11 protein-coding genes are annotated in these 25579 nt (G+C 74.4%); 3 read left to right on the forward strand and 8 right to left on the reverse strand.

Features of this window, described 5'->3' with window-relative positions:
* Positions 1–28: 28 nt before the first annotated feature.
* A complete protein-coding gene (locus EJG53_RS06460; protein WP_125044036.1) occupies positions 29–874 on the forward strand; it encodes a sigma-70 family RNA polymerase sigma factor in 846 nt (281 codons plus the stop codon).
* A 12-nt stretch (positions 875–886) separates the two neighbouring features.
* Here the strand turns inward: EJG53_RS06460 and EJG53_RS06465 are convergent, their stop codons facing one another.
* On the reverse strand, positions 887–2005 hold the full coding sequence (locus EJG53_RS06465) for a prephenate dehydrogenase (RefSeq protein ID WP_371858790.1): 1119 nt from the start codon (positions 2003–2005) through the stop codon (positions 887–889).
* On the reverse strand, positions 2005–3408 hold the full coding sequence (locus EJG53_RS06470; protein ID WP_125044038.1) for an aminotransferase-like domain-containing protein: 1404 nt from the start codon (positions 3406–3408) through the stop codon (positions 2005–2007). The genes EJG53_RS06465 and EJG53_RS06470 overlap by 1 nt, the downstream gene beginning before the upstream one ends.
* A 377-nt stretch (positions 3409–3785) precedes the next feature.
* Here EJG53_RS06470 and hppD point away from each other — a divergent pair, with 377 nt between their 5' ends.
* Both hppD and EJG53_RS06480 read left to right on the forward strand, forming a co-directional pair.
* Positions 3786–4892, forward strand: a complete 1107-nt coding sequence (gene hppD, locus EJG53_RS06475; protein WP_125044039.1) for a 4-hydroxyphenylpyruvate dioxygenase — start codon at positions 3786–3788, stop codon at positions 4890–4892.
* Positions 4893–4929: 37 nt separating this feature from the next.
* On the forward strand, positions 4930–6111 hold the full coding sequence (locus EJG53_RS06480; RefSeq protein WP_125049199.1) for an alpha-hydroxy acid oxidase: 1182 nt from the start codon (positions 4930–4932) through the stop codon (positions 6109–6111).
* Between the two features lie 148 nt (positions 6112–6259).
* Here the strand turns inward: EJG53_RS06480 and EJG53_RS06485 are convergent, their stop codons facing one another.
* The 6 genes from EJG53_RS06485 to EJG53_RS06515 form a co-directional block, all read right to left on the reverse strand.
* Positions 6260–6475 carry a ferredoxin gene (locus EJG53_RS06485; protein WP_031002376.1) on the reverse strand — a complete coding sequence of 72 codons (216 nt, stop codon included), beginning with the start codon at positions 6473–6475 and terminating at the stop codon, positions 6260–6262.
* 58 nt (positions 6476–6533) lie between these two features.
* Positions 6534–7748 carry a cytochrome P450 gene (locus EJG53_RS06490; protein WP_125044040.1) on the reverse strand — a complete coding sequence of 405 codons (1215 nt, stop codon included), beginning with the start codon at positions 7746–7748 and terminating at the stop codon, positions 6534–6536.
* Positions 7749–7756: 8 nt separating this feature from the next.
* Entirely contained in the window at positions 7757–10489 is a 2733-nt protein-coding gene (locus EJG53_RS43585) for a cytochrome P450 (protein ID WP_307721668.1), read from the reverse strand.
* A gap of 338 nt (positions 10490–10827) precedes the next feature.
* Entirely contained in the window at positions 10828–11049 is a 222-nt protein-coding gene (locus EJG53_RS06505) for an MbtH family protein (RefSeq protein WP_125044041.1), read from the reverse strand.
* Complete coding sequence (locus EJG53_RS06510; protein WP_125044042.1) at positions 11046–17630, reverse strand: amino acid adenylation domain-containing protein; 6585 nt, start codon at positions 17628–17630, stop codon at positions 11046–11048. Before EJG53_RS06510 ends, EJG53_RS06505 begins: the two co-directional genes overlap by 4 nt.
* A 33-nt stretch (positions 17631–17663) precedes the next feature.
* A complete protein-coding gene (locus tag EJG53_RS06515; RefSeq protein ID WP_125044043.1) occupies positions 17664–25541 on the reverse strand; it encodes a non-ribosomal peptide synthetase in 7878 nt (2625 codons plus the stop codon).
* Between the last annotated feature and the right edge of the window lie 38 nt (positions 25542–25579).

Genomic DNA, 25579 nt, shown 5'->3' on the forward strand with positions numbered 1-25579 from the left:
CGGTACGCATGGGGCACAGGAGGCTGCGATGGGCGACGGGGAGGCGGGGGGCGAGGACGCGGCGGCGTTCTCCCGGTTGGGGGCCAGGTACCGGGCGGAGTTACAGGTGCACTGCTACCGGATGCTCGGATCGTTCGAGGCGTCCGGCGAGCTGCTGACCGAAACGCTGCTGCGGGCCTGGCGCGAGCGGGCGACGTTCGCCGGGCACGCGACGTTCCGTACCTGGCTGTACCGCGTCGCCACCCACACCTGCCTGGACCACCTGGCCGCCCGCCCGCGCACCCCTCCGGCCGTACAGCCGTGCCCCGACACGCTCCTGGACCAGGTGCTCGCCCAGGAACCGGCGTCGGGTGAGGTGGTGGCCGGGCCCACGATCGGGCTGGCCTTCGTGGCGGCGCTCCAGTCGCTGCCGCCGCGGCAGCGGGCCGTGCTCGTCCTGCGGGACGTGCTGGGCTGGCCGGCACGGGAGACCGCGGCGACGCTGGGAGTCAGCGTGGCGGCGGTGAACAGTGCGCTGCAACGGGCCCGTCCGCGGGTACGGGACCGGGTACCTGCGGGATCGGCGGGCTCCGGCGGAAGCGCTGCGCTCCGGCGTTACATGGCGGCGTTGGAGAGCCGCGACGACCAGGCGCTCGCCGCCGTACTGGCGGAGGGGGCAGCCCCTGTCCGGCTCGCCTTGCCCCCGGACCTTCGCGCCGTACCCACCCGGATGAACCGGCAGCCCGCTGTCGCGCTCTACGCCCGGCGGCCGGGCGAGACCGCCCACCGCGCCCACGCCCTCGACGTGCTGCGCGTCGAGGACGGACGGATCGTGGAGATCACGGTGTTCGGGCCCGGTCTCTTCGCCGTCCTGGGCCTGCCCGTCGCCCTGTGAGCCCGTGCGCGGTCACGCGACGCACGCCGGCCGGCCGTCGGCCTCCGTGTCGGCATCCCAGCCCTCGGCCGTGACGCGGGCCAGCAGGGGTCCGGACACGGCGGCGGGGACGGCGAGCCGGACCGTCAGGTCCCCGCGCACGCCGTCGGCCGGGCGTACCCGCGCGTCCTCGGGACCGACGCCCAGTTCGGCGGTGGCGGCCAGCAGCCGGGAGAGTTCGCCGGGGCGGTCGGCGATCCGGACGCGTACGGTGGCGAGCCGCGCCGGACGGCCGGGGAGCCCCGTGGAGAGTTCGCCGAGCCCGGCGATGCCCCGGTCGAGGAGGTCCACGACCGCCGCCAGGCTGTGCGCGCTGCGCCGGTCGGGCGGTCCGGCCAGGTCGCGCAGGGCGGTGAGGAGATCGGCGAGGTCGGCCTGGAGGTCGGTGAGGACACCCGCGACGGCACCGGCGTTGGCCTGGAGGATGTCGCTCCAGAGCCGGGAGTCGCCGCCGGCGATCCGGGTCACGTCCCGGAGCCCCTGGCCCGCGAGCCGCGCGGCCTGCGGGGGTCCGGCGCCGAGCCGGGCCGCCATCAGGCTGGACACCACGTGCGGCACGTGGGAGGTGAGCGCCACCGCGTCGTCGTGCGCCTTGCTCTGCATCACCAGCGGTACGGCCCCGCAGAGCCCGATCAGGGAGAGCGCGCGGTCGAGGGCGGTACGGGAGGTGAGCCGGGACGGGGTGAGCACCCAGACGCGGTCCTGGAAGAGGTCGACGCGGGCCGCGAGGGGGCCGGAGCGTTCGCGGCCGGCCAGCGGGTGACCGCCGATGTAGCGGGTCGGGTCGGGGGCCCGGGCCAGGACCGCCCGTTCCGGCTCGTACTTCACGCTGGCCACGTCGGTGTACGTACGGGCGAGTCCGCGTGCCTGCTGCTGGGCGAGGACGGTGGCGACGAGGCTGGGCGGGACGGCGATCACGGCGAGGTCCACCGGTTCGGGCGGCGGCCCCGGCAGCCCGGCGCCCAGCGCGGCGGCGGTCCGTACGGCGGACGGGTCGCTGTCCAGGAGGTGCACCCGGACACCCTGGCGGGCCGCCGCGAGGCCGAGCGAGGTGCCGATCAGTCCGGTGCCGACGACGGCGAGGGTGCGGATCACCGGGCACCGTCCGGGGGCGGGCCGGCCGGCGCGGCGGGCGGGGTGGCGGCCCCGTTCGCCGCGCCGGCCTCCTGGGCCGCGGCACCACCGTTGGCGCGGAGCCGTTCGGTGATGAGCGCGGCGAGCCGGTCGAGGCCCTGCTCGATGCGTTCGGGGGTGAGGGTGCTGATGGACAGGCGGAGCTGGCGGCACTGCGCGGACGCGCCGTAGAAGTGGTGCATCGGGGTGAACAGCACCCCGAAGCGGCGGGCCGCGTGCTGCAGGAAGGCGTCGGTGACGACGAACGGCACGCTGACGACGACGAAGAAGCCGCCGGTCGGCTCGTTCCAGGTGACGCCGGGGCAGTCGGCGAAGCGCCGGGCCAGTCCGGCCAGCACCTGGCTGAGGTTGCGCCGGTAGACGTCCGTCTCCCGGCGGTTGGCCTCGACCATGCTGCAGCCGTGCCGGAGCAGTTTGCCGCCGATGACCGCCTGGGCGATCGGCGAGGTGTTGACGGTGAGCATGCTCTTGATCTTCGACAGTTCGTCGGCCAGGAGCCGGTCGCCGCCGTCGCCGGTCACCCGCTGGTCGGCGACCACGAACCCGACCCGCGCCCCCGGGACCCCGGTCTTGGCGAACGACCCCAGGTAGACGACCCGGCGGCCGCGGTCCAGGGACTTCAGCGTCGGCGGACGTTCGGCGGACGTGTGGAAGACGCCGTACGCGTTGTCCTCCAGCAGGAGGAGGTTCTCGCTCTCGGCGATCTCCAGCAACCGGTGCCGGTCGGCCACGTCCATGCTGGCGCCCACCGGGTTGGAGAAGTCGGGCGTCACGTAGCAGGCGCGCACCCGCCGGCCCGCGGCCCGCGCGCGGCGCAGTTGGGTGAGCAGGTCGTCCAGATCGATGCCGTGCTCCCCGGTGTGCACCGGCAGCACGGGCAGGTCGGCGAGGAGCGCGGCGCCGGTGAGGCCGACGTAGGCGGGCCGGGGCGCGAGCACGGCGTCCCGGCTGCCGGCCCGCAGCGCGCGCAGGACGAGGAACATCGCCTCCTGGCAGCCGACCGTGACGACCACGGACCCGTCCACGGCCTCGATGCCCTCGTCCACGGCCAGGCCCCGCGCGATCAGCCCGGCGATGATCCCTTTCGTCTCGCCGTACTGGTACAGGGTCCGGGCGATTTCCGTTTCCGTCATCCGGCGCTCGGACCGCAGATGATCGCAGAAGGTCTGCAGGTATTCATGCACCTGAGCTGCGTCGTAAAAGCCTTCGTACGGCCGCCCCGCCGCGAAAGAGATCGCTTCCGGATACTCGTCGGCGATCTGATTCAGAAGATTCATGGACTCCATCGAGGCGTCGGCCAGCGAAGCGTGCAGCGTCGCGGCATTCAACTCGGCGACAATTTCCGGTTGCGTGATTTCCATGGCTGCCTTCTGTCAGTCAGGAAGGGGTACGGCGCGCGCGTCCGCGGCCCGTGCCGGGCCCTCAGCATCCCCCAGGGCCGGATCGACGGCAATGGTTCTCCGGCGCGCGTACGAGGTCAAGGTGATACCGCGCCGCCGGCCGGTCCTGCCGTATTTCTTGACAGGTGCGACAGGGGTGGGGCCGGTGTAATGTCGGGCAGCACCGAATTGGTTCGCCTTCCGCTGTCCGGCGGCAGTGGCGAACCCGCGAAGAGGTCCATGGATTCGGCCGGGCGGGCAGTCGTCGGCGCGGTCGTGCGGCAGGTAATCCGTCCGCTCCGGTAGGCGAGCCGGCTCGACGAGCCGCGTCCAGATCATTCCTTCAAACGGGGACTCTCATGACAGTTTCGAAAACCACAGCGGCCACGGCTGCTGCCGGCCCGGTCAGCGATCTCGCGATCGACTACGTCGAGATGTACGTGGAAGACCTGGACGCGGCGGCGTTCGCCTGGGTCGACCGGTACGCGTTCACCGTCGTCGGTACCGGCGGCTCCAGTGAGCACCGCAGCATCGCCCTGCGGCACGGCACGATCACCCTGGTGCTCACCATGGCGACCTCCGACCGGCACCCGGCGTCGGTGTACGTCCTGGCGCACGGCGAGGGCGTCGCGGACATCGCGCTGCGCACCGCCGACGTCGAAGGCGCGTACGCCCACGCGGTGGCCAACGGCGCCCAGCCGCTGCGCGAGCCCGCCCGGCACGGGCCCGACGGCAGCGTCACGGCCACCGTCAGCGGCTTCGGCGACGTGGTGCACACGCTGGTGCAGCGCGCCCCGGAGGAGGGTCCCGGGCTGCCGGTCGGCTTCGTGCCGACGCTCAAGTCCCGGCAGCCGGTGCCCAGCGAGGTGGGGCTGCTCGAACTGGACCACGTCGCGGTGTGCCTGAACCACGGCGACCTCGACGCGACCGTCGACTACTACCAGCGGGCGCTCGGCTTCCGGGAGATCTTCGAGGAGCACATCGTGGTGGGCGCGCAGGCGATGGACTCCAAGGTCGTCCAGAGCCCCACCGGCCGGGTCACCCTGACCCTCATCGAGCCGGACACCACCGCCGACCCGGGGCAGATCGACGACTTCCTGAAGAGCCACCACGGGGCGGGCGTCCAGCATCTCGCGTTCTCCTGTGACGACGCCGTGCACGCGGTGCGCACCCTCGGCGGCCGCGGCGTGGAGTTCCTCAGCTCCCCCGCCGCCTACTACGACCTGCTGGGCCGGCGGATCGCGCTCAGCGACCACAGCCTGGACGACCTGCGGTCGACCGGTCTGCTGGCGGACCAGGACCACGGCGGGCAGTTGTTCCAGATCTTCACCGCCTCCACCCACCCGCGCCGGACGATCTTCTACGAGATCATCGAGCGGCAGGGTGCGGAGACGTTCGGCAGCTCCAACATCAAGGCGCTGTACGAGGCCGTGGAGCTGGAGAAGAAGGGCCAGCGTGTCCTGTGAGGACCCGGCGCCCGGCGGCGCGGCGGCGGACACGCTCATGACCCTTGCGGACGTCGAGCGTGCCGCCGCCGCGGTGCTGCCCGCCGGGGTACGGGACTTCGTCGCGGGCGGCAGCGGAGGCGAGCGGACGCTCGCCGCCAACCGGGAGGCGTTCGACCGGGTCTTCGTCCGGCCACGGGTGCTGCGGGACGTGTCGCGGTGCGCGGCCGGCGCCGATCTGCTGGGCCGTCCGGCGCGGATGCCGGTGGCGGTGGCCCCGGTCGCGTACCAGGCGCTGGTGCATCCGGACGGCGAACTGGCGGCGGCGCGGGCGGCGCGGGCCGCGGGGGTGCCGTTCACGGTGAGCACGCTGAGCACCGTGCCGGTGGAGGAGATCACCGCGCTCGGCGGCCGGGTCTGGTTCCAGTTGTACTGGCTGCGCGAGCCGGGCCGGGCCCTGGAGCTGGCGCGGCGTGCGGAGGACGCCGGCTGCGAGGCGCTGATGCTGACCGTGGACGTGCCCTGGATGGGGCGGCGGCTGCGCGACGTACGCAACGAGTTCGCGCTGCCGGAGCGGGTGCGGGCGGCCCATCTGGACGGTGGCGGCCCCTCGGCCGCGCACCGGCGCGCCGCCGGCGCCTCGGCGGTGGCCGTGCACACCGGCCAGGAGTTCTCGTCGGCGCTGACCTGGTCGCAGGTGGCGGAGCTGCGGGCGATGACCCGGCTTCCGCTGCTGCTCAAGGGGGTGCTGGCGGCCGAGGACGCGGTACGTGCCGCGGAGTTCGGGGTGGATGCCGTCGTGGTGTCCAACCATGGAGGTCGACAGTTGGACGGCGCCCTGCCGAGCGTCGAGGCGCTGCCGGAGATCGCGGAGGCGGTCGGCGGGAGCTGCCAGGTGCTGCTGGACAGCGGCGTCCGCTCGGGTACGGACGTGCTCAGGGCGCTGGCGCTGGGCGCGTCCGGGGTGCTGGTCGGGCGCCCGCCGGTGTGGGGCCTGGCCGCGGCCGGGGAGGCGGGCGTGCGCCGGGTGCTGGACCTGCTGGCCGCCGAACTGTCCGACGCGCTGGGGCTGGCGGGCTGCGCCACGGTCGCGGACGCGCGGCGGCTGCGGACGGTGCGGCTCGGGGCGCCGGCTCGGGCCGCCGGGCCGGCCGGGTCCGCCGGAGCAGCCGTGCCGGGCCGGCCGGACGGTTCCGGAGCGCGGGCCGACGCCGGTCGGTCGGAAACCGGCGGGCCTTAAGCCGACCGGAGACCGGCGGGCCGTAACCCCGGCGTGCCGGTGTCCCGCACGACAAGGCAAGACGAAGCTCCTGGTGGCCGTTCCCCGGCCACCAGGAGCTTCGTCGTGGTGTTCCCGGTGGCCCGGCGCGCCGCCGGGCCCGCCGGCGCTACGAGGCGTCGGTCTCCATCTCGTGCACCGCGATGGCGCCGGCCGGGCAGCGCAGGGCCGCCGTCCGTACCTTCGCCTCCAGTTCAGCGGGCGGCGCCGGGTCGGTGAGCCGCACCGTGCCGTCCTCCTCCGACTGGTCGAAGACCGCGGGCACCAGCAGCTTGCACATGCCGGAAGCGGCGCAGATCTCCGGGTCCACCCGTACCTCGACCATCGTGCTCTCCTCATCTGCGGGGTGTCCGGGCGCCGCGCGCCCTGGTGGTTCCCGGCCGTCACCAGGCGACCGGGAGGCGCTCCAGGCCGTAGGCGATAGAGTTCGTCTTGTGCGGCACGTCGGCGGCGGGCACGGCCAGCCGCAGGTCGGGGAAGCGCCGCCACAGCGCCAGGTAGGCGGTGCGCAGTTCCATCCTGCCGAGTGCGGCGCCGATGCAGTGGTGGATGCCGTGCCCGAAGGCGATGTGCGGCAGCGGGTCGCGCTCGACGTCGAACCGGTCGACATCGGGACCGAGCGCCGGGTCGCGGTTGGCCATCGGGATCGAGCAGACGATCTCCTCCCCCGCCTTGACCAGTTGTCCGGCCACGACCACGTCCTCGACCGCGGTACGCGGGGTCGGCGCGTGGGCGACGGACAGGAAGCGCAGCAGTTCGTCGACCACGCGGTCCACGTTCTTCTCGGGGTCCGCCAGCAGGATGGCGAGCTGGTCCGGGTGTTCCAGGAGGGCCAGCACGCCGAGGCTGATCATGCCGGTGACGTTGTCGAGCCCGGCGAGCACCATCAGGCCGCAGATGCCGAGCAGTTCCTCGTCGTCGAAGTTGTCGCCGTGGTCGCGGATGAGCTGGCCGATGAACCCCTCGTCGGGGTCCTTGCGCTGCCGTTTGACCAGCGCGCGCAGGTAGCCGGAGGTGTACGCCTGGGCGGCGGCCCGGTCCTTGCGGCTGCGGTCCTGCTCGAGCTGCCACTGGTGCTTGACCAGGAACTCGCGCCGGTCGTCGCGGGGCACGCCGAGCAGTTCGCACAGGACGGCGCCGGAGATCGGGCTCGCGTAGAGGTCCACGAGGTCGGCGGGCTGCCCGTTGCGCTCCATGGCGTCCAGGCAGCGTTCCGCGATCTGTTCCGTCACCGGCTTGAGCCGCTGGATGCGGCGCACCGTGAACTCCGGTGTGAGCATCTTGCGGAGCCGGGTGTGCTCGGGCTGGTCGTAGTCCATGAGGTGGCCGGACATCTCCTGCGGGCGGTGCTTGCTGCCGCCGCGTACGGCCTGGGCGCGGAACCGGCGCTGGTTGCTGAAGCGGACGTGGTCGCCCATCACCTGGCGGACCGCTTCGTAGCCCAGGGCCATCCAGATGGGCTCGGGCGCGGCCCCGGGCGCCGGGGCCACCTCCTCCTTGACGAGGGCGCCCTGGGCGCGCTGCTGGCGGATGTCGTCGGACGGGCCGAAACCGGCCCTGCGGGCATGGTCGAACTGGTGCTGGGTCTCCTCCGGCATTGCGCCTCCTACCATTCGACGGGCAAGGATTCCAGGGCGTACTGACGTGACCGGGCGGGCCGGAAGCGGACCTTCTCCGGCGGTACCGCAAGCCGCAGGCCGGGGAAGCGGCGCAGCAGTGCCGGGAAGGCGATGCGCAGTTCCATCCTGGCCAGCGGGGCACCGAGGCAGTGATGGATGCCGTGCCCGAAGGCCATGTGCGGGGTCGGCTCGCGGGTGATGTCGAAGCGGTCCTCGGGTTCGCCCGCGGCCGGTACGCGGTTGGCGGCCAGCAGGGAACAGGCCACGCTCTCCCCGGCCTTGATCTGCTGGCCGCCGATGGTGACGTCTTCCAGCGCGGTGCGGGGCGAGGCGGTGTGGATGACCGTGAGGTAGCGGACCATCTCCTCCACGGCGCGGTCGGTCAGCTCGGGGTTGTCGCGCCAGAGCGCGAGCTGGTCCGGGTGCTCCAGCAGCAGCAGGGTGCCCAGGCCGATGATGCTGGCGACCTGTTCGAAGCCGGCCGCCATCACCGTCGCGCCGATGCCGGCCAGCTCCGCGTCGGAGATCGCCGAGCCCTGTTCGCGGACCAGGTTCCCGATCATGTCCTCGCCGGGGTTGCGGCGCCGCCGCTCGGCGAGCTGTCCCATGTACGCCCAGTACGCCTTGCCGGCCGCCAACTGCTGTTCCTGGGTACGGCCGACGTCGCGGGTGATGTCGAGGTAGCGGGCCAGTTCCGTCTGGTCGTCCCGGGGCACGCCGAGCAGCTCGCAGCTCACGAGCCCCGGGATCGGCCAGGCGAAGTACCGTACGAGGTCCGCGGGGCGCCCGATGCGCTCCATGGTGTCGAGGCAGTCCTCGACCACCTCCTCGACGCGCGGCTCCAGCCGGCGCATCCGCCGCACCGTGTACTCCGCCGTGAGGAGTTTGCGCAGCCGGGTGTGGTCGGGCGGGTCGTACTGGAGGAGGTTGCCCGCCTGCACCAGGTTCTGCGCGTCCTCCTCGCTGTCGGCGGGCGGCCGGGTGCTGAACCGTTCGGTGTCGGAGAGCACCGCCCGTACCTCGGCGTGCCCGGTGGCCACCCAGCCGAGCTGGCGGGACGGGCCGATGGTCACGTCGGTCTCGACCAGGGGTGTCTCCCTGGCCATCGCGACGAGTTCGGGCACCGGGTCGAAGCGGTCCCGCCGGTAGTGGGCGGGAATCTCGGGTGTCTCGGGCATCCGCGGATCCTTTCCTGCGTCGGGGTCAGCCGCTGCTGGCGGGGAGCCAGAACATGCCGTCGGGGACGAGACGAGTCCGCCGGGGACGAGGGGGGCCTCCGGTTCGGCGTCGGCGCCCAGCAGGGCCCGCATCTGCACCTGCGAGCCCTCGCGGGTGACCTGGCTGACCACGGAGGACTTGAACAGCGGCAGCATGCTGCCGTCCTCGCTGTGCGCCAACTGGTCCACGGCGCCCGCGAACTCCGCCGAGTCGGCCCGCAGCCGTTCCACCATCGCGTCGGCCTCGGACAGTGCCGCCTCCCCGGACGAGACGCCGCCGACCAGGTCGACGAACGCCTCCATCTCGGTGCGGTCGTGGTGGGTGACCTTCTTCGCCTGCCAGAAGTAGGACTGCTCGCTGTGGTGCATCTCGTAGAACGAGAGCAGGAACTCGTAGAAGACGCTGTACTCGCGCCGGTAGCGCGCCTCGAACTCGCGGACCGCCACCGTATCGTCGACCAGCCCGGCCAACGCGCTGTTGATGCTGCGGGCGGCCAGCAGGCCGCTGTAGGTCGCCAGGTGGACACCGGAGGAGAACACCGGGTCGACGAAGCACGCCGCGTCGCCCACCAGGAGCATGCCGGGGCGGGCGAACGTCGTCTGGTGGTACGAGTAGTCCTTGCGGACGCGCAGTTGGCCGTACTGGCCGTCGGTGACCCGGGTGGCGCCGGACAGGTACTCCGATATCAGGGGGCACTCGGCTATCAGGGCCGTGAGCGCGCGCTCGCGGTCGCCCTGGATCTTGTCCGCCATGTCGCGCCGTACCACCGCGCCCACGCTGGTCAGGGTGGGGCTGAGCGGGATGTACCAGAACCAGCCGCTGTCGAAGGCGACCGAGAGGATGTTGCCGGAGTTCGGCTCGGGCAGCCGCTTGCCGCCCTCGAAGTAGCCGAACAGGGCGAGGCTGCGGAAGAACTCCGAGTACTTCCGTTCGCCGCCCACCCGCTGGAAGAGCCGGCTCTTGTTGCCCGAGGCGTCCACCACGTACGTCCCGTACGCCTCGCGCCGCGCCCCGTCGGCGTCGGTGTAGCGCACGCCCCGGACCCGCTCGGCGTCCTCGATCACGTCCGCGACGGCGCAGCCCTCGCGGACCACCGCGCCGGACCGCCCGGCGTGCCGCAGCAGGATCTCGTCGAACTTCGAGCGCTCCACCTGGTACGCGTACGAGGTCGGCCCGGCCATGCGCTCCGAGACGGAGAAGGAGAACGTCCACGGCTCGGGCGTCGCCCCCCAGCGGAAGGTGCCGCCCCGCTTGCGGGTGAAGCCCGCCGCCGCCAGGTCGTCCGCGACCCCGGTCAGCCGGCACACCCCGTGCACCGTCGACGGCAGCAGCGACTCGCCGATCTGGTAGCGGGGGAAGAACTCCTTCTCCAGCACCAGTACCCGGTGTCCCTGCCGCGCCACCAGCGCGGCCAGCGTCGAACCGGCCGGCCCGCCGCCGACGACCACCACGTCGAACGTCTCCGAGCGAGCGGAGTTCCCTGCGTTCGCTGAATTCGCCACGGCCCTCTCCCCCATTCTCGGGCGGAATGTTTCTGTGCGTTTGCGCGCAGAATCCTGTCCGCCTGCTATTCGATTGTTAATTTTCTCTGAGAAGTCGTCAAGGAAGGCGATTTGACACCGGGTTGCGGTGCGCGCCGGCCGGGGCGGGCGGCGCCGCCACGTCCGCGGACCCGGCGGCGATCACGTACCCGCCGGACCGCGCCCACGCCCCACCGCGACCGGGCCCGGCGGTGCGGTGCCGGACGCGGCCGCCCCGGTTCCCGTCCGTACGCGGGAACGTCCCCGCGGGGGCGGCCCGTGTCCGGACCGCCCCCTCCATGGCCGTGCCGTGTGCGCGGTTACGCGTTGCCGCTCCGGCTCATTTCCGCGATGAGACTCTTCGGACGCATGTCCGTCCAGTTCTCGTCGATGTAGTCGAGGCATTCCTGCCGGCCGGCTTCTCCGTGCACCGAGGTCCAGCCTTCCGGAATTTCCGCGAAAGCGGGCCAGAGCGAGTGCTGGCCCTCGTCGTTGACGAGCACCAGGAAGGTGCCGTTCTCGTTGTCGAACGGATTGGTCATGACGGGTTCCTTTCCCCTGTCGGCCGCACGGCCTGGAGTTTTTCCGCTACGACGCGCCCGATCTGTGCCAAGGGCGCGGGCTGGAGCATGTCGTTGTGGTCGACGGCGATGTCATGGGTGTCGATGTCGCCCGCGACGAAGGTCCGCCAACTGGCGACGGCGTCCCACGCCTGGGAGTTCTCGGGCCGGTTGACGGTGGCGACGAAGACCACGAGGTCGCCGCCGAACCGCTTCGGGGTGTAGCCGTACGACAGCCGGCCCGAGTTGACGGTCACTTCCCTGATGGCGGTCAGGAGCTGTTCGTCCAGGCCCAGTCCGGCGACGCCGGCACCGTCGCCGCCGGCCTCCCCGCCGCCGTCCGGCGGCCCCTGCGCGCCCAGTTCGCGGCGCATCGTGACGTCCTCGCCCTCGCGGGCGGCGGGCGTCTCGCCGAAGAACTCGCCGGTGTCCCCGCCGAGATAGGTGTCGAGCAGGGCGAGCAGGGCCACCTTCTCGCCCTGGGCCTCCAGGGCGGTGGCGACCGCGTAGGCCACGGTACCGCCGAAGGACCAGCCGAGGAGGTGGTACGGGCCGCTGGGCTGGACGGTGCGGATCTGGTCGACGTAGTCGGCGGCCATCTCCTCCATGGTCAGCGGCAGCGGCTCGGGCCCGGCCAGGCCGCGGGCCTGGAGCCCGTAGACCGGCCGGTCGGCGGGCAGGTGCGGCAGCAGGCCCCGGTAGCCCCAGCTCAGCCCGAGGCTGGGGTGGAGGCAGAACAGCGGCGGTTGGCTGCCCTGGGTCCGCAGCGGCAGCAGGACGCCGAGGTCGCCGCGGCTGGTGCCGCGGGCCGCGCCGGTACGAGCCGGGCGCGCGCTGCTCGCGTCCGCCACGGTGAGCAGGCCGGCCGTGCTGCGCCGCGCCCGGTCGCCGGTGTGCAGCATCCGCTCGCCGGGCGGTCCGAAGGGGTCCGCGACGAACCGTTCACCGGTCAACGCGGAGCCGCCCGCGTATCCGCGTGCCGTCGCCGCGCCCGCGACGTACAGGTCGCCGGTGACGCCGGGCGGGACCGGCCGCAGCAGGTCGTCGAGGACGTAGGCGCGGGTGTTGGGCACCGGTCGGCCCGTGGGCAGCGACGACGGCACGGACTCGTGCGGGGCCGCCCGGTGTTCGAGCCAGGGGCCAGCCGTCCCGGCGGCGGCGTGGCCGGTGACCACGGTGACGTCCGGGTGCATCGCCCGCCACTTCAGCAGGCCGTCGTCGGCCTCCGGCGTGCCCGCCGACACCACGAGGACTTCCGTGGGCCGCTGCCCGTCCGGCAGTTCGGTGAGCGTCGGCAGCAAGTCCCGGGTGGTCACCAGCAGCCGTGCGGTGCCGGTCCCGTCGGGTGTGCGGACGTCCTCCGGCGCGCCGAGCCGGACGCTGCCGCCGCCGCACAGGGCCGCGAGCAGCGGGATGACGAGCGCCGCGACGGGGGCCCGGGTGTCGAGCAGGGCCGTGCCGCCGGCCGCCGGGGTGGCCTGGGTGCGGTACGCCGTCTGGCCGGCCAGTGTGCGGTGGTCGACGACGGCCGCGGGGCCGTCCGGTGCCGTGCCGTCGAGGACCAGCGCGGGCTGGGCGGGCAGCGGCGGCCGGAATTCCGGTTCCGCCGTGCCGGATGCGGCGGTCAGCGGGTCGTCCAGGACGACGGTCGGCACCGGGCCGTCCGCCGACAGCCGCGCGGCCGTGGCCGCAGTGCAGACCAGGGCGGCGGGCCGGCTCGTGCTCAGGACGGTCTCGATGTCCCCGACCGGCCGGTGGGAGTCCACCGGGCGGCAGACGGCGCCGGACTTCAGGACGCCGGTGAGCGCGACCAGGAAGGCGGTGGTGACCGGTTCCGCCACCGCCACGACGTCCCCGGCGCCGATGCCCCGCTTCCTCAGCCGGCGGGCCAGCGCACCGCTCGCGGTGTCCAGCGCGCCGTAGGTGAGCACGCCGTCCGGGTCGGTGGCGGCCACCGCGTCCGGGGTGCGGGCCGCCTGCGCGGCCAGTTGCTCGACGACGGTACGGTCCGGGATCTCGGCGGCGGTGCCGTGGAAGTCCGCCACCAGGCGGCGGAACTCCTCCTCGTCCAGCAGGACGTCCACCCGGCTCAGGGACAGTTCGGGATCGGCCGCGAGCTGTTCCAGTACGCGCACCAGCCGGTCGGCGAACGCCTGCGCGGTGTCGTGGTCGAACAGGTCGGTGGCGTACGTGAGGTGGCCGTCCATGCCGTCCGGGGAACCGTCGGCGCGCTGCCGCTCGGTCAGGCCGACCGACAGGTCCAGCTCGCCGGTCGCGCCGCCCACGTCGAGGCGGCCGGTGCGCAGGCCGGGCAGCTCCCACGGGTCCCACACCTCGGTCCTGCCCTCGTGGACGTCCAGGCCGACCTGGAAGACGGGGTGCCGGTCCACGGAGGGCGGCAGCGGCAGCGCGTCCACCACCCGCTCGAAGGGCACGTCCTGGTGGTTGACGGCCTCGCGGTGGGTCTGCTGGACCCTGCGCAGCAGTTCGAGGAAGCCGGGGTCGCCGGAGGTGTCCGTCCGCAGGGCCAGCGGGCCGTCGAACGGGCCCACCAGCCCCTCCAGGCCGTCCTCGTCCCGGCGTGCCCGGGTGGTGCCGAGGACGATGTCGGTGCCCGCGCCGAGCCGGGTGAGCAGCAGGGCCAGCGCGGCCTGGACGACCATGAAGCCGGTGGCCTCGCGGGGTTCGGCCGCCGCCATCAGCCGGGCGTGGGCCGCCGCGTCCAGGCGCAGCGGTACGCGCTCGACGCGCCGCGACGGCAGCGCGGGGCGCGGCCGGTCGGTGGGCAGTTCCAGTTCGCCGGCCAGTCCCGCCAGGGCGTCCTGCCAGTACGCGAGCTGGTCGCTGACCAGGCTCTCCGGCTCGTCGGCGCCGCGCAGCAGCTCCTGCTCCCACACGGCGTAGTCGGCGAACTGGAGGGGCAGCGGGGCCCGTTCGGGTGCCCGGCCTTCGCAGCGTGCGCCGTACGCGGCCGACAGGTCGCGGAAGAGCGGGTCGAGGGACTGGTCGTCCGCGGCGATCCGGTGGACGGTGACCAGCAGGACGTGGTCGGTGTCCGACAGCGTGAAGAGCTGCGGCGCCCAGGGTGCTTCCCGGGTCAGGTCGAAGGTGCGGGCGGCGCGGGCGGCCAGCAGCTCCGGCAGTTCCTCCTCGGTCGCCTCGGTCACCGTCAGCCGCGGGCGGGCGGCCTCGTCGGTGGCGGGCACGATGTGCTGGCGCAGCTCGTTGCGGGCGCCGGAGAAGGTGGTCCGCAGGATCTCGTGCCGGGCCGCCACGTCGCCGAGCGCGGCTTCCAGTGCCGCGCGGTCCAGCTCGCCCGACAGGCGCAGCGCGGCCGAGAACTGGTGGGCCGGGCCGCTGTCGTGCAGCCGGGTCAGCAGCCAGGTACGGAGCTGGGCGACGGTGGCGGGCGCCTCGCCGTCGTGGCCGGCCGGGTTCAGGACCGGGCGGGCCTTCGTGGCCAGGGTGCGGGCCACGCCCGCCGCGGTGGGCGCGCTGAAGAACTGCCGCAGGTTCAGCGCGGCGTCGAACTCCTCGCGGATCCGTCCGATCAGGCGCATCGCCAGGCCGGACTCGCCGCCCAGCTCGAAGAAGTCGTCGTCGGCGCCGACCTGTTCGAGTTTGAGGACGTCGGCGAAGAGGCCGCAGAGGATCTCCTCGGTCTCGTTCTGCGGCGCCCTTTGGGAGACCCGTTCGGCGAAGTCGGGGGCGGGCAGGGCCTTGTGGTCGACCTTGCCGTTGGCGGTGACGGGCAGTGAGCCCATCACGATCACCGCGGCCGGGACCATGTAGCCGGGCAGGACCTTGGCGGCGTGGTCGCGGACATCGTCGGAGTCGACCTCCTGGCCGTCCGGGACGACGTAACCGACCAGCAGCCGCTCGCCGGGCCGGTCCTCGCGGGCCGCGACCACGGCCTGGCCGACCGCCGGGTGCGCGGTCAGGGCCGCCTCGACCTCGCCGAGCTCCACCCGGAAGCCGCGGATCTTGACCTGTTCGTCGGCGCGGCCGACGAACAGCAGCTCGCCCGCCTCCGTCCAGCGCACCAGGTCCCCGGTCCGGTACATCCTCTCGCCAGAGGCGAACGGGCAGGCCACGAAGCGTTCCGCGGTCAGTCCCGCGCGGCCGAGGTAGCCGTGCGCCAGGCCGGTGCCGGCCACGTACAGTTCGCCCGCCGTGCCCGCGGGCACCGGTTGCAGGAACGCGTCCAGGACGTAGACCTGCCGGTTGCCCAGCGGGCGGCCGATCGGCAGCACGGCGGCCGGTTCGTCGTCCGGCCGGGTCAGGTGCCAGGTGGCGCACAGGGTGGTCTCGGTCGGCCCGTACAGATGGCGTACGGCGGTGCCGGGGCAGGCCGCGCGTACCCGGTCGACGGCCGCGGCGGGCACCACGTCACCGCCGGTCAGCACCTCGCGCAGGCCGTGCAGGCACTCCGGTGACTCCTCCGCCACGACACGGAACGTGCCGGCCGTCAGGTGCACCGCGCTCACTCCGGCGGCGATCGCGGCGCGGATGTCCTGGGCGTCCACCGCGCCCGGCGCGGCGACGACCACGCGGCCGCCGGAGGCCAGCGGCACCCAGATCTCGAACAGCGAGGCGTCGAAGGCGTGCGGCGCGTGCATGAGCACCGCGTCCCGCGGTCCCACCGACCAGCCGAGGTCGCCGACCAGGCCGGCCACGCTGCCGTGCGGTACGGCCACGCCCTTGGGCACACCGGTCGAGCCCGAGGTGTACATGACGTACGCGAGGTCCTCCGCTCCCACGCGTACCGGCACCAAGGCGTCGGCCGGGCTCACCGCGATGGCGGCCCGGGTCGGGTCGTCGTCCAGCACCACCAGTTCGGCGGCGGCGTCGACGGGCACCGCGTCGCGGGTGGCGCGCGTGCACACGACCGCCGACGGGCCGGAGTCGGCCAGCAGGAACGCGACGCGTTCCGCCGGGTACCCGGGGTCCACCGGGACGTACCCGGCGCCCGTCTTCCACACCGCGAGCAGCGTCACGAGCAGGTCGGCGGAGCGTTCCATCAGCACCGCGACCCGGTCGCCGCGCGCCACGCCGCGGTCCGCGAGGTACGCCGCGAGCCGGTCCGACTCCCGGGCCAGTTCGGCGTAGGACAGGGAGCGGCGCGGGTCGCTCACCGCGACGGCGCCCGGCACCTGCGCGGCCTGCCCGGCGATCAGTTCCGGCACCGAGGTGCCGGGGGCCCTGGCGGCGGTGGCGTTCCAGCCCGCCAGCACCAGGTCGCGCTCCTGGTCCTCCAGGACGCCGACGCGGCCCACCGGCATCGTGGGGTCGGCGGCCAGTTGGGTGAGCACCCGCACCACCCGCTGTCCGATCAGCCGGGTCGCCTCCTCGCCGAACAGGTCGGGGCGGGAGGACAGCCGCAGGCTGATGCGGTCGCCGGGGAACACGCCGAGGGTGATCGGGTAGTGCGCCGCGTTGCGGGACAGCCCGGCCGGTTCCAGGGTCAGGGCCTGCGGGTCGTCCGGTCCGGCGGGCGGGCGCGGGAAACTCTCGTAGACCACGAGGGTGTCGAAGGACGCTCCGGGCCCGGCGAGCTGCTGCACCTCGGACAGGCCCAGGTGCTGGTGCGGGAGGAGCGCCGACTGGCGTTCCTGGAGCGCGCTGAGCATGTCGATCGCGGGCTGTCCGCCGTCGAGCCGTACCCGTACGGGCAGGGTGTTGATGAACAGGCCGACCATCGACTCGACGTGCGGCAGGTCGTGCGGGCGGCCCGCGACGGTGGCGCCGAAGACCACGTCGGTACGGCCCGCCAGCCGGGCCAGCACCAGGGCCCAGGCGCCCTGGAACAGGGTGTTGAGGGTCAGTCCGTAGCGGCGGGCCAGGTCGGTCAGCTCCCTGGAGGGGCCCTCGGGGATGTCGATCAGGACGTCCTCGGGCACCACACTGGCGCGGGTCCGGTCCGCCGGGACCACCAGGGTGGGCTCGTCGGCACCGGCCAGTTCGGCGCGCCACGCCTCGCGGGCGGCGTCCTTGTCCTGCCGGTTGAGCCAGGCCAGGTAGTCGCGGTAGGAGGCGGTCGGCGGGAGGGCGGTGCCGTCGCCGCCCGCCGCGTACGCCGCGGACAGCTCCGTCAGGACGATCGGCATCGACCAGCCGTCCATCAGGATGTGGTGGCTGGTGACGACCATGCGGTGCCGGTCCGGGCCGAGGCGGATCAGCAGGATCCGCAGCAGGGGCGCGGTGGCCAGGTCGAAGCGGCGGGCGCGTTCGGCGTCGGCCAGCCGCCCGGCCTCGGCCTCGGCGTCGTCCGGGGCGAGGCCGGACAGGTCGGCCTCCTGCCAGGGCAGTTCCACCTCGCGGGCGATGACCTGCACCATGCGGGCCCCGCTGACCCGGCGGAAGCAGGCGCGCAGGGCCGCGTGCCGGGCGACCAGGGTCTCCCATGCCGCGCGCAGCCGGCCCGCTTCCAAGGGTCCGTCGACGGCGTGTGCGGACTGCACCGTGTAGACGTCCGGCCCCTCCTCGTCAAAGGTGGCGTGGAAGAGCAGCCCCTCCTGCAGTGGTGACAGCGGCCACACGTCCTCGACCATGGATCGGGTCATCGCTTTCTCCTCACAACGCCTCGTTGTCGGTCGCTAGCGCTTGTCGTCGGTGAATCCGGCTTCCAGCTCGTCGATCTGCCGCTGGGCGAGATCGAGGAGGCCGAAGTCGGAGGGGGTGTGACCGCCCGCCGCGGGATCGGTGGTGTGCGCGGCCAGGGCGGCCAGCAGGTCCAGCCAGGCCCGGCCGACGCGCTCGGCCGTCGCGTCCGCGGTGTGCGCGGTCCGGCCGAGCGTGAGGGTCAGTTCCGGTGCGTCCGGGGTGCCCCGGAGGACGGTGCTCGCCTCCAGGTCGTACGGGGCGGCCGGGCCCGGCCGGGTGGTGCCGCCGGCGGCCGCGGGGCCGGCCGGCTGCCAGGGCGTGTCGGCGGGCCCGGTGCGGGTCCGGTCCCGGTGGGTGAAGGAGAGGCGGGGTTCCGGCAGGGCGGCCGGGACCGCGCCGGCCCCGGGGTCGGCACGCAGGTGTTCCTTGACGGCCTTCAACAACGTACCGGCCGCCGGTCCGCCTGCCCAAGCCCCGTCCAAATCCGCGCCGGACAGGTCCAGCAGGACGGGACGGGTGCGGGTGAACCTGCCGACCGTACGCGCCAGTTCCCCGTCGTCCGCGTCCGGAGCCGAGCGCCTGCCGTCCGCCTCGACGGCCACCAGGACGGGTTCGCCGTCCCCCTGGCGGGCGATCGCGCCCGCCAGGGCCGCGAGCAGCACCTCTTCGGGCTCGCAGTGGTAGAGGGGCAGGGTCCGGTGCAGCAGGGTGGCCGCGGTGTCGCGCGGTACGGTCCACGTCCGGTGCTGTACGGGGGCGGCGGCGAGCCGTTCCCCGGTGCGGGTCCCGCTCTCCTCGGCCGGTGGCGCGTCCAGCTCCGCGGCCCACCGCCGGAAGGACGTGCCGACGGGCGCGAGTTCCGGTACGGCGTCGGCCGCCACGGCGGCGCAGGCCGCCGCGAGGTCGGTGAGCAGGACGCGCCAGGACGGCTCGTCCACGACGAGGTGGTGGGCCGCGAGGGCCAGCCGGCCGGTCCGCCCGGTTCCGGCGTCGAGCCATACGGCGCGGAGCGCGGGGCCGGTGGCGGGGTCCAGTTGTTCCGCCGCCTCGCGGCCCGCCCGGTCGGCGACGGCGTCCAGCTCGTCGTCGGGGATGCGGGTGCCGTCGATACGGATGACGGCCGAGTCGGCGTCCACCGTGCCGCGTTCACCGGCCACCAGCACCGGCTGCTCGTCGTCGTCCGGCCGTACCCGGGCCCGCAGCATGTCGTGCGTGTCCAGTACGGCGGCGAGGCCGGCGGTCAGGGTGTGCGTCCGCAGGCCGGCCGGTGCGGTGACGACGATCCACTCGGCGAGGCCCCTGGCAAAGGCGTGCGCGCCGAGTTCCCGTACGGCGGGGGTCGGGGCGATCTCACCGGTGCCGACGTTGCCGGCCGCCCGTGCGCGGTCCGCCGCCCGTTCCGACTCCACGGTCTCGGCGAGGCGTTCGGGGGTCGGCTGCTCGAATACCTGACGTGGCGTCAGGGTCAGTCCGGCGCGGCGGGCCCGGGAGGCAAGCTGCATCGACATGACGGAGTCGCCGCCCACGTGGAAGAAGTTGTCGTCGATGCCCACCCGTTCGAGCCCGAGGACCTCGGCGAACAGGGTGCACAGGGTCTCCTCCACCGGGGTGCGCGGCGCGCGCCCGGAGACCTGCCCGGCGAAGTCCGGCGCGGGCAGCGCCGCGCGGTCGGTCTTGCCGTTCGGGGTGAGCGGCAGCCGGTCCAGCGGCACCAGGGCCGCGGGGACCATGTACTCGGGCAGCCGCTCGGCGACGTGTTCGCGCAGGGCGGCCAGCAGCGCTCCGGTGTCGCGGCCCGCGGCGGGCGCGTTGGTCCACGCCGTCAGCGGGGCCGCCGGGTCCGCCGGGCCCGCGGCGGGGACGTAGGTGTCCACCGGCGCGCTGCCGTCGACCAGTTCGGAGCGGACGAACGCGAGATCCAGGGTCTCCGGCGTGCCGGTGGACCAGGTGGCGCCCACCCAGTAGCCCAGGCTCTCCCCCAGCTCGTGGAACGCCTCGACGTCGGGGGTGTCGGCGCTCGGGCGCTGGTGCCCCGTAGCGACACCGGCTCCCGGCTGTGCGGGGTCCCCGCCCTCCTGGACGGTACGGGCGAGCGCGGCCTCGTGCGCGACCCGGGTGTTGGGCACACCGGTGACGCGCAGCCGGTCCGGGCGTTCGGCGTCCAGGTGGCGCCGCAGCGCGGTGAGGCCGCCGTTGTGCCCGGCCCAGTCCCGTTCGGGCGCGCCGTCGAGGGAGAGCACGGCGGCTCCCCGCTTGTGCAGCGTCACGTCGTAGCGGTAGCGGGTCAGTTCGTTGTGGTGGTGGCCGCGCTTGAGGCGGATGTCCACCCCGACGGCGTCCGGCAGCCGGTCCCGCAGCGCGGTGAAGAACTCCGGGTCGACCAGGAGTTCCTTCTCCAGGACGACGCTGCGCTCCACGGCCCGCCGCAGCGCTGCCGGGTCGCCGTCGTGCTCCGCGCGGCCCGCGTGCACGGCGGTGGCCAGTGCCCGCAGGAGACGGACGTTGCGTACGTCGCCGACGAACAGCGCGCCGCCCGGTGCCAGCAGCCGCAGGGCCCGCTCGACGACCTCCTGGAGGTATCCGGCGTTGGGGAAGTACTGGGCGACCGAGTTGAGCACGATCGTGTCGAAGTACCCGGCGGGCAGGCCGTCGTCCTCGTGCGCGGCCTGGGTGCGCAGTTCGACCCGTCCGGCCAGCTCCTTGTCGGCGGTCACGTGCCGGCGCAGCTCCTCGATCGCCGAGGCGGAGAAGTCGGTGCCCCAGTACGCCTCGCAGTCGGGCGCGAGCTGCGACAGGAGCAGGCCGGTGCCGACGCCGAGCTCCAGCACCCGGCGGGGGCGCAGGGCCCGGATGCGTTCGACGGTGCGGGCCCGCCATTCGCGCATCTGCTCCAGCGGGATGGGCTGCCCGTCGTAACTGCTGTTCCACCCGGCGAAGTTCTCGCCGAGGACGTCGGACTCCGGGTTGGCGTGCAGCGTGTCGTACAGGTCCTGCCACTCGCCGACGTGTTCCTGTTCGAGCCGTGCGTCGCGGTCGCCGGTGGCCGTGTCCGCGACGACGTAGCCGACCAGGCGGCGTTCGCCGGGCCGGTCCTCGCGGGCCACCACGACGGCCTGGGCCACGGCCGGGTGGGTGGCCAGCGCGGCCTCGATCTCCCCCGGCTCGACGCGGTGGCCGCGCACCTTGACCTGGGCGTCGGCGCGGCCGACGAAGACCAGGTCGCCGTCCGGCGTCCAGCGCGCGACGTCGCCGGTGCGGTACATCTGCTCGCCGGGCGCGAACGGGCAGGCCACGAAGCGCTCGCCGGTCAGGCCGGGCCGGTCGAGGTAGCCGCGGGCGAGGTTGACGCCGGTGACGTACAGCTCACCGGCGACGTCCGGCGGGACCGGCTGGAGGAAGGCGTCCAGCACGTACGTACCGGAGTTGGTGATCGGCCGGCCGATCGGCACCACGTCGGCGTCCGGTGTCAGCGGGGCGCTCATCGCCGCGCACACCGTCGTCTCGGTCGGCCCGTACGCGTTGACCATGCGCCGCGTCCCGGCCCAGCGGGCGGGCAGGCCCGGCGGGCACGCCTCGCCCGCCACGGTCAGCGTCTCCAGCGTCGAGGGCAGCTCCTCGGCCACCGCCAGCACGCTCGGCGGGACCGTGGCGTGGGTGATGTCCCAGCGGCGCAGCGCGGCGCCCAGCGCCACGTGGGGCGGCAGCCCCTCCGCGCCGGGGACGACCGAGGCCGCGCCGGACAGCAGGGCCATGCACAGTTCGGAGACCGCGGCGTCGAAGCTCAGCGACGCCATCTGCAGGACCCGGGACTCCGGTGTCACCGCGAACCGTTCGATCTGGGCGCGGGCGAGGTTTCCCACGCCCGTGTGCGGGACGACGACGCCCTTGGGCCGTCCGGTGGAGCCGGACGTGTAGGTGACGTACGCCGCGTGGGCCGGGCGCAGCGGCGCGGTCCGCTCGGCGTCGGTCAGGGGGCCGCCGGGCAGCGCGGCGACCTCGGCCGCCACCGCCGGGTCGTCCAGGACCACGACGTGTCCGGTGTACGCGTCCGGTACGACGTGCCGGGTCCGCGTGGTGCACAGCACCACCGGCGGTCCGGCGTCGGCGAGGACGTACGCCACGCGCTCCGCCGGGTGCGCCGGGTCCACCGGTACGAACGCGCCGCCCGCCGCCGTCACGGCCAGTACGGCGGTCACCATGGCCGCCGACCGCTGCACGGCCACCGCGACCCGCTGCTCCGGCCCGACGCCGAGCCCGGTCAGGTAGCGGGCCAGGCGGCCTGCCTCCTGCGCCAGTTCGCCGTAGGTCAGTGTGCGGTCGTCCGTCACCAGGGCCGTCGCGTCCGGGGACTCGGCGGCCTGCCGGGCGAACAGGTCCGGCAGGGTGGTGGCCGGGACCGGCGCCGCGGTCCGGTTCCACCGCGTCTCGACCAGCTCGCGTTCGTCCTCGCCCAGCAGCCGCACGCGGCCCACGGGCGTCGTCGGGTCCGCGACCACCTGTTCCAGGGCACGGACCAGCGCGGCCTGCATCCGCTCGGCGCGGGCGCGCGGGAAGACGTCCGGGCGGTAGATGAAGTCGCCCTGTGCGCGCTCCCCCGGGGCCACGATCCAGGTGAGGGGGTAGTGGCCCCGGTCCTCGGGGATGCCGGCCGGGCGTACCGCGAGGGAGTCCGGGTCGGCGGGCTGCTCGGGCGGCTGTGGGTAGTTCTCGTAGACCACGAGCGTGTCGAAGGTCGCGCCGGGCCCGGCGAGGTGCTGGATCTCGGGCAGCCCGACGTGCTGGTGGGCCATCAGCGCGGTACGGCGGCGCTGGAGGTCGGTGAGCATGTCGACGACCGGCTGGCCGCCGTCCAGATGCACGCGGACCGGCAGCGTGTTGATGAACAGGCCGATCATCGACTCGACGCCCGGCAGCTCCGGCGGGCGGCCGGCCACGGTGGTTCCGAAGACCACGTCGTCGCGGCCGGTCAGCCGGGCCAGCAGCAGGGCCCACATGCCCTGCAGCACGGTGTTCGTGGTCAGGCCGAGGCCGCGGGTCAGCTCCGTCAGCCGCCGGGTGAGGTCGTCGCTCAGCTCGAAGCGGATGCGTTCCGGTACGGCGGGCGCCCGGACCAGTTCGGCCGGGACCACGCTGGTCGGCTCGTCCACCCCGGCCAGTTCCGCCCGCCACGCGGCGCGCGCGGCCGCCTTGTCCTGGCGGTCCAGCCAGGTCAGGTACTCGCGGTAGGAGGTGGCCGGCGGCAGCGTGCGGTCGTGGCCGCCCGCCGCGTACACCGCGGCCATCTCGTTGATGAGCACCGGCAGCGACCAGCCGTCCTTGACGATGTGGTGGCTGGTCAGCACCAGCATGTGCCGCCGCTCGCCGAGCCGGACCAGCAGCAGCCGCAGCAGCGGCGCGACCGTCAGGTCCAGCCGGTGCTCGCGGTCGCCGTCGGCCAGTTCCTGGAGGGCGGCCGGTACGGCGTCGGCGGGCACGTCCGACAGGTCGGCCTCGCGCCACGGCAGCGGCACGTCCCGGGCGATGACCTGCACGGTCTCGCCCGACGCGCGCGGGTGGAAGCTGGCCCGCAGGGACGGGTGGCGGACCAGCAGCGTCTCCCACGTGGCCCGCAGCCGGGCGACGTCGAGCGGGCCGGCCAGCTCCATCATCCGCTGGCCCTCGTAGATGTCGGGGCCGTCCTCGTCGAACGCGGCGTGGAACAGCAGTCCTTCCTGGAGGGGCGACAGCGGCCAGATGTCGGCCAGGGACGGCACGGCGGCCTCCAGCTCCTCCACGGTCTCCTGGGTCAGCTCCAGGAGGGAGAAGTCGGAGGGGGTGTGCCCGCCCGCGCCGGGCCCGTCGGTGTGCGCGGCCAGACCGCCGAGCGCCGTGAGCCAGTCCTGGCCGAGCCGCCGTACGGCGTCATCGTCCAGGAGTCCGCCGGGCCAGCTCAGGGTCAGGGTCAGGGCGGGCCCGTCAGGGCCGTCCTGGACCACCGCGCCCGCCTCCAGGGCGTGCCGGGCGGGCATGGTCGCGTCCACCGAGCCGCCGAGCGCCGCCTCCCCGGCCATCTGCCAGGGCGCGGCCGTCTCCGGCGCGGCCCCGGCGGTGAACCGGCCGAGGTAGTTGAACGCGATCTGCGGGGCCGGGAGGGCGGCCAGGGCGGGGCCGGTCTCCGGGTTGAGGTGGCGCAGCAGCTCGTACCCGAGCCCGTCGCCGGGCACGGCACGCGCCTGTTCCTTGACGGTCTTGAGCAGCGCCCCGGCCGCGGGCCCGCCCGCCAGGGCCTGGGCCAGGTCGAGGTCGGCCAGGCGCAACCGCAACGGGTGCGTGCTGGTGAACCAGCCGACCGTACGGGAGAGGTCGGCGCCCGCGACCGGCTCGCGCCCGTGCCCTTCGACGTCCACCAGGACTCCGGCGCCGGTGTCCTGGCCGCGCTCCCGCTGCCGCCGGGTCACGGCGGCGGCGAGCGTGGCCAGCAGCACGTCGTGGACGCCGCAGTGGAAGGCGGCCGGTGTCCGGGCCGCGAGGACGGCGGCCTCGGTGGCGGGCACGGTCCAGGTGAGGCGGCGGACGGTGGCCGCGGTGTCCCGCTCCGGGTCGAGCGCGCGCTCGCCCACCAGCGGGTCGGGGCCGTCCAGGAGGGCGGTCCAGTGCTCCAGTTCGGCGGTGCGTGCGGGGTCGGCGGCCTGTTCGGTGAGCAGGGCCGACCACTGGGCGAAGGTCGTGCCGACCGGGTCGAGGTCCGGCTCGCGGTCCGCCGCGACGGCCTCGCAGGCGGCTTGCAGGTCCGGGACGAGGATGCGCCAGGAGACGCCGTCGACGGCCAGGTGGTGGACGGCGAGCACCAGCCGGCCGGTCCGCGCGGGACCGGCGTCCAGCCACACCGCCTGCACCAGGACGCCCTCGGCGGGCGCCAGGCGCCGTACCGCCTCCCGCGCGGCCCGGTCCGCCGCCGCGTCGAGGCCGTCGTCCGGTACGTCCGTGGCGTCGACCCGGCTGACCAGCGCGGCGGCGTCCACCGTGCCGCGCGGGGCGAGGTGCAGCGCCGGTTCGGGGCCGTCGGTCACCCGGGCCCGCAGCATGGCGTGGGTGTCCAGGACGGCCGCCAGTCCGGCAGTCAGCACGTCCTGGCCGAGCCCGGCGGGGGCACCCACGACGGCCCACTGCGCGAACTCGCCGCGCGTCGCCGCCGGTACGCCGAGGGCCCGTACGACCGGGGTCCAGGCGACCTCGCCCGCCCCGCTGTCCGCCGGTTCCGGTGCGGCCGCGGTGTCGTCCCCGGCCGTCTCGGCCACCTCGGCCAGCCGTTCCGGGGTCTTCTCCTCGAACACCTGCCAGGGCGTGACGACCACCCCGGCGCGCCGGGCCCGCGACACCAGTTGCAGCGACATGATCGAGTCGCCGCCCAGCTCGAAGAAGCTGTCCTCGACGCCGACCTGGTCCAGGCCCAGCACCTCGGCGAACAGCGCGCACAGGGTCTCCTCGGTGCCGGTGCGCGGCGCCCGCCGCGAGGCGCGCGCCGCGAAGTCGGGTGCGGGCAGCGCGGCCCGGTCGACCTTGCCGTTCGCGGTCACCGGGAGGGTGGCGAGGACCACCACGGCGGCCGGGACGAGGTATTCGGGCAGCAGCCCGGCCACGTGCTCGCGGACCGCCTCGGCGTCCACGGCCGTCCCGTCCGGCACGACGTACCCGATCAGGCGCCGCTCGCCGGGCCGGTCCTCGCGGGCCACCACCACGGCCTGGGCGACCGCCGGGTGCCCGGCCAGCGCGGCTTCCACCTCGCCCGGTTCCACCCGGTAGCCGCGCACCTTGACCTGGGTGTCCGTCCGTCCGGCGAAGACCAGTTCACCGTCGTGCGTCCAGTGCGCCAGGTCGCCCGTGCGGTACATCCGCCCCCGGCCTTCGGCCGGGGGACCCCCGTGGCGGG

Source organism: Streptomyces chrestomyceticus JCM 4735 (assembly GCF_003865135.1).
Lineage (GTDB): Bacteria > Actinomycetota > Actinomycetes > Streptomycetales > Streptomycetaceae > Streptomyces > Streptomyces chrestomyceticus.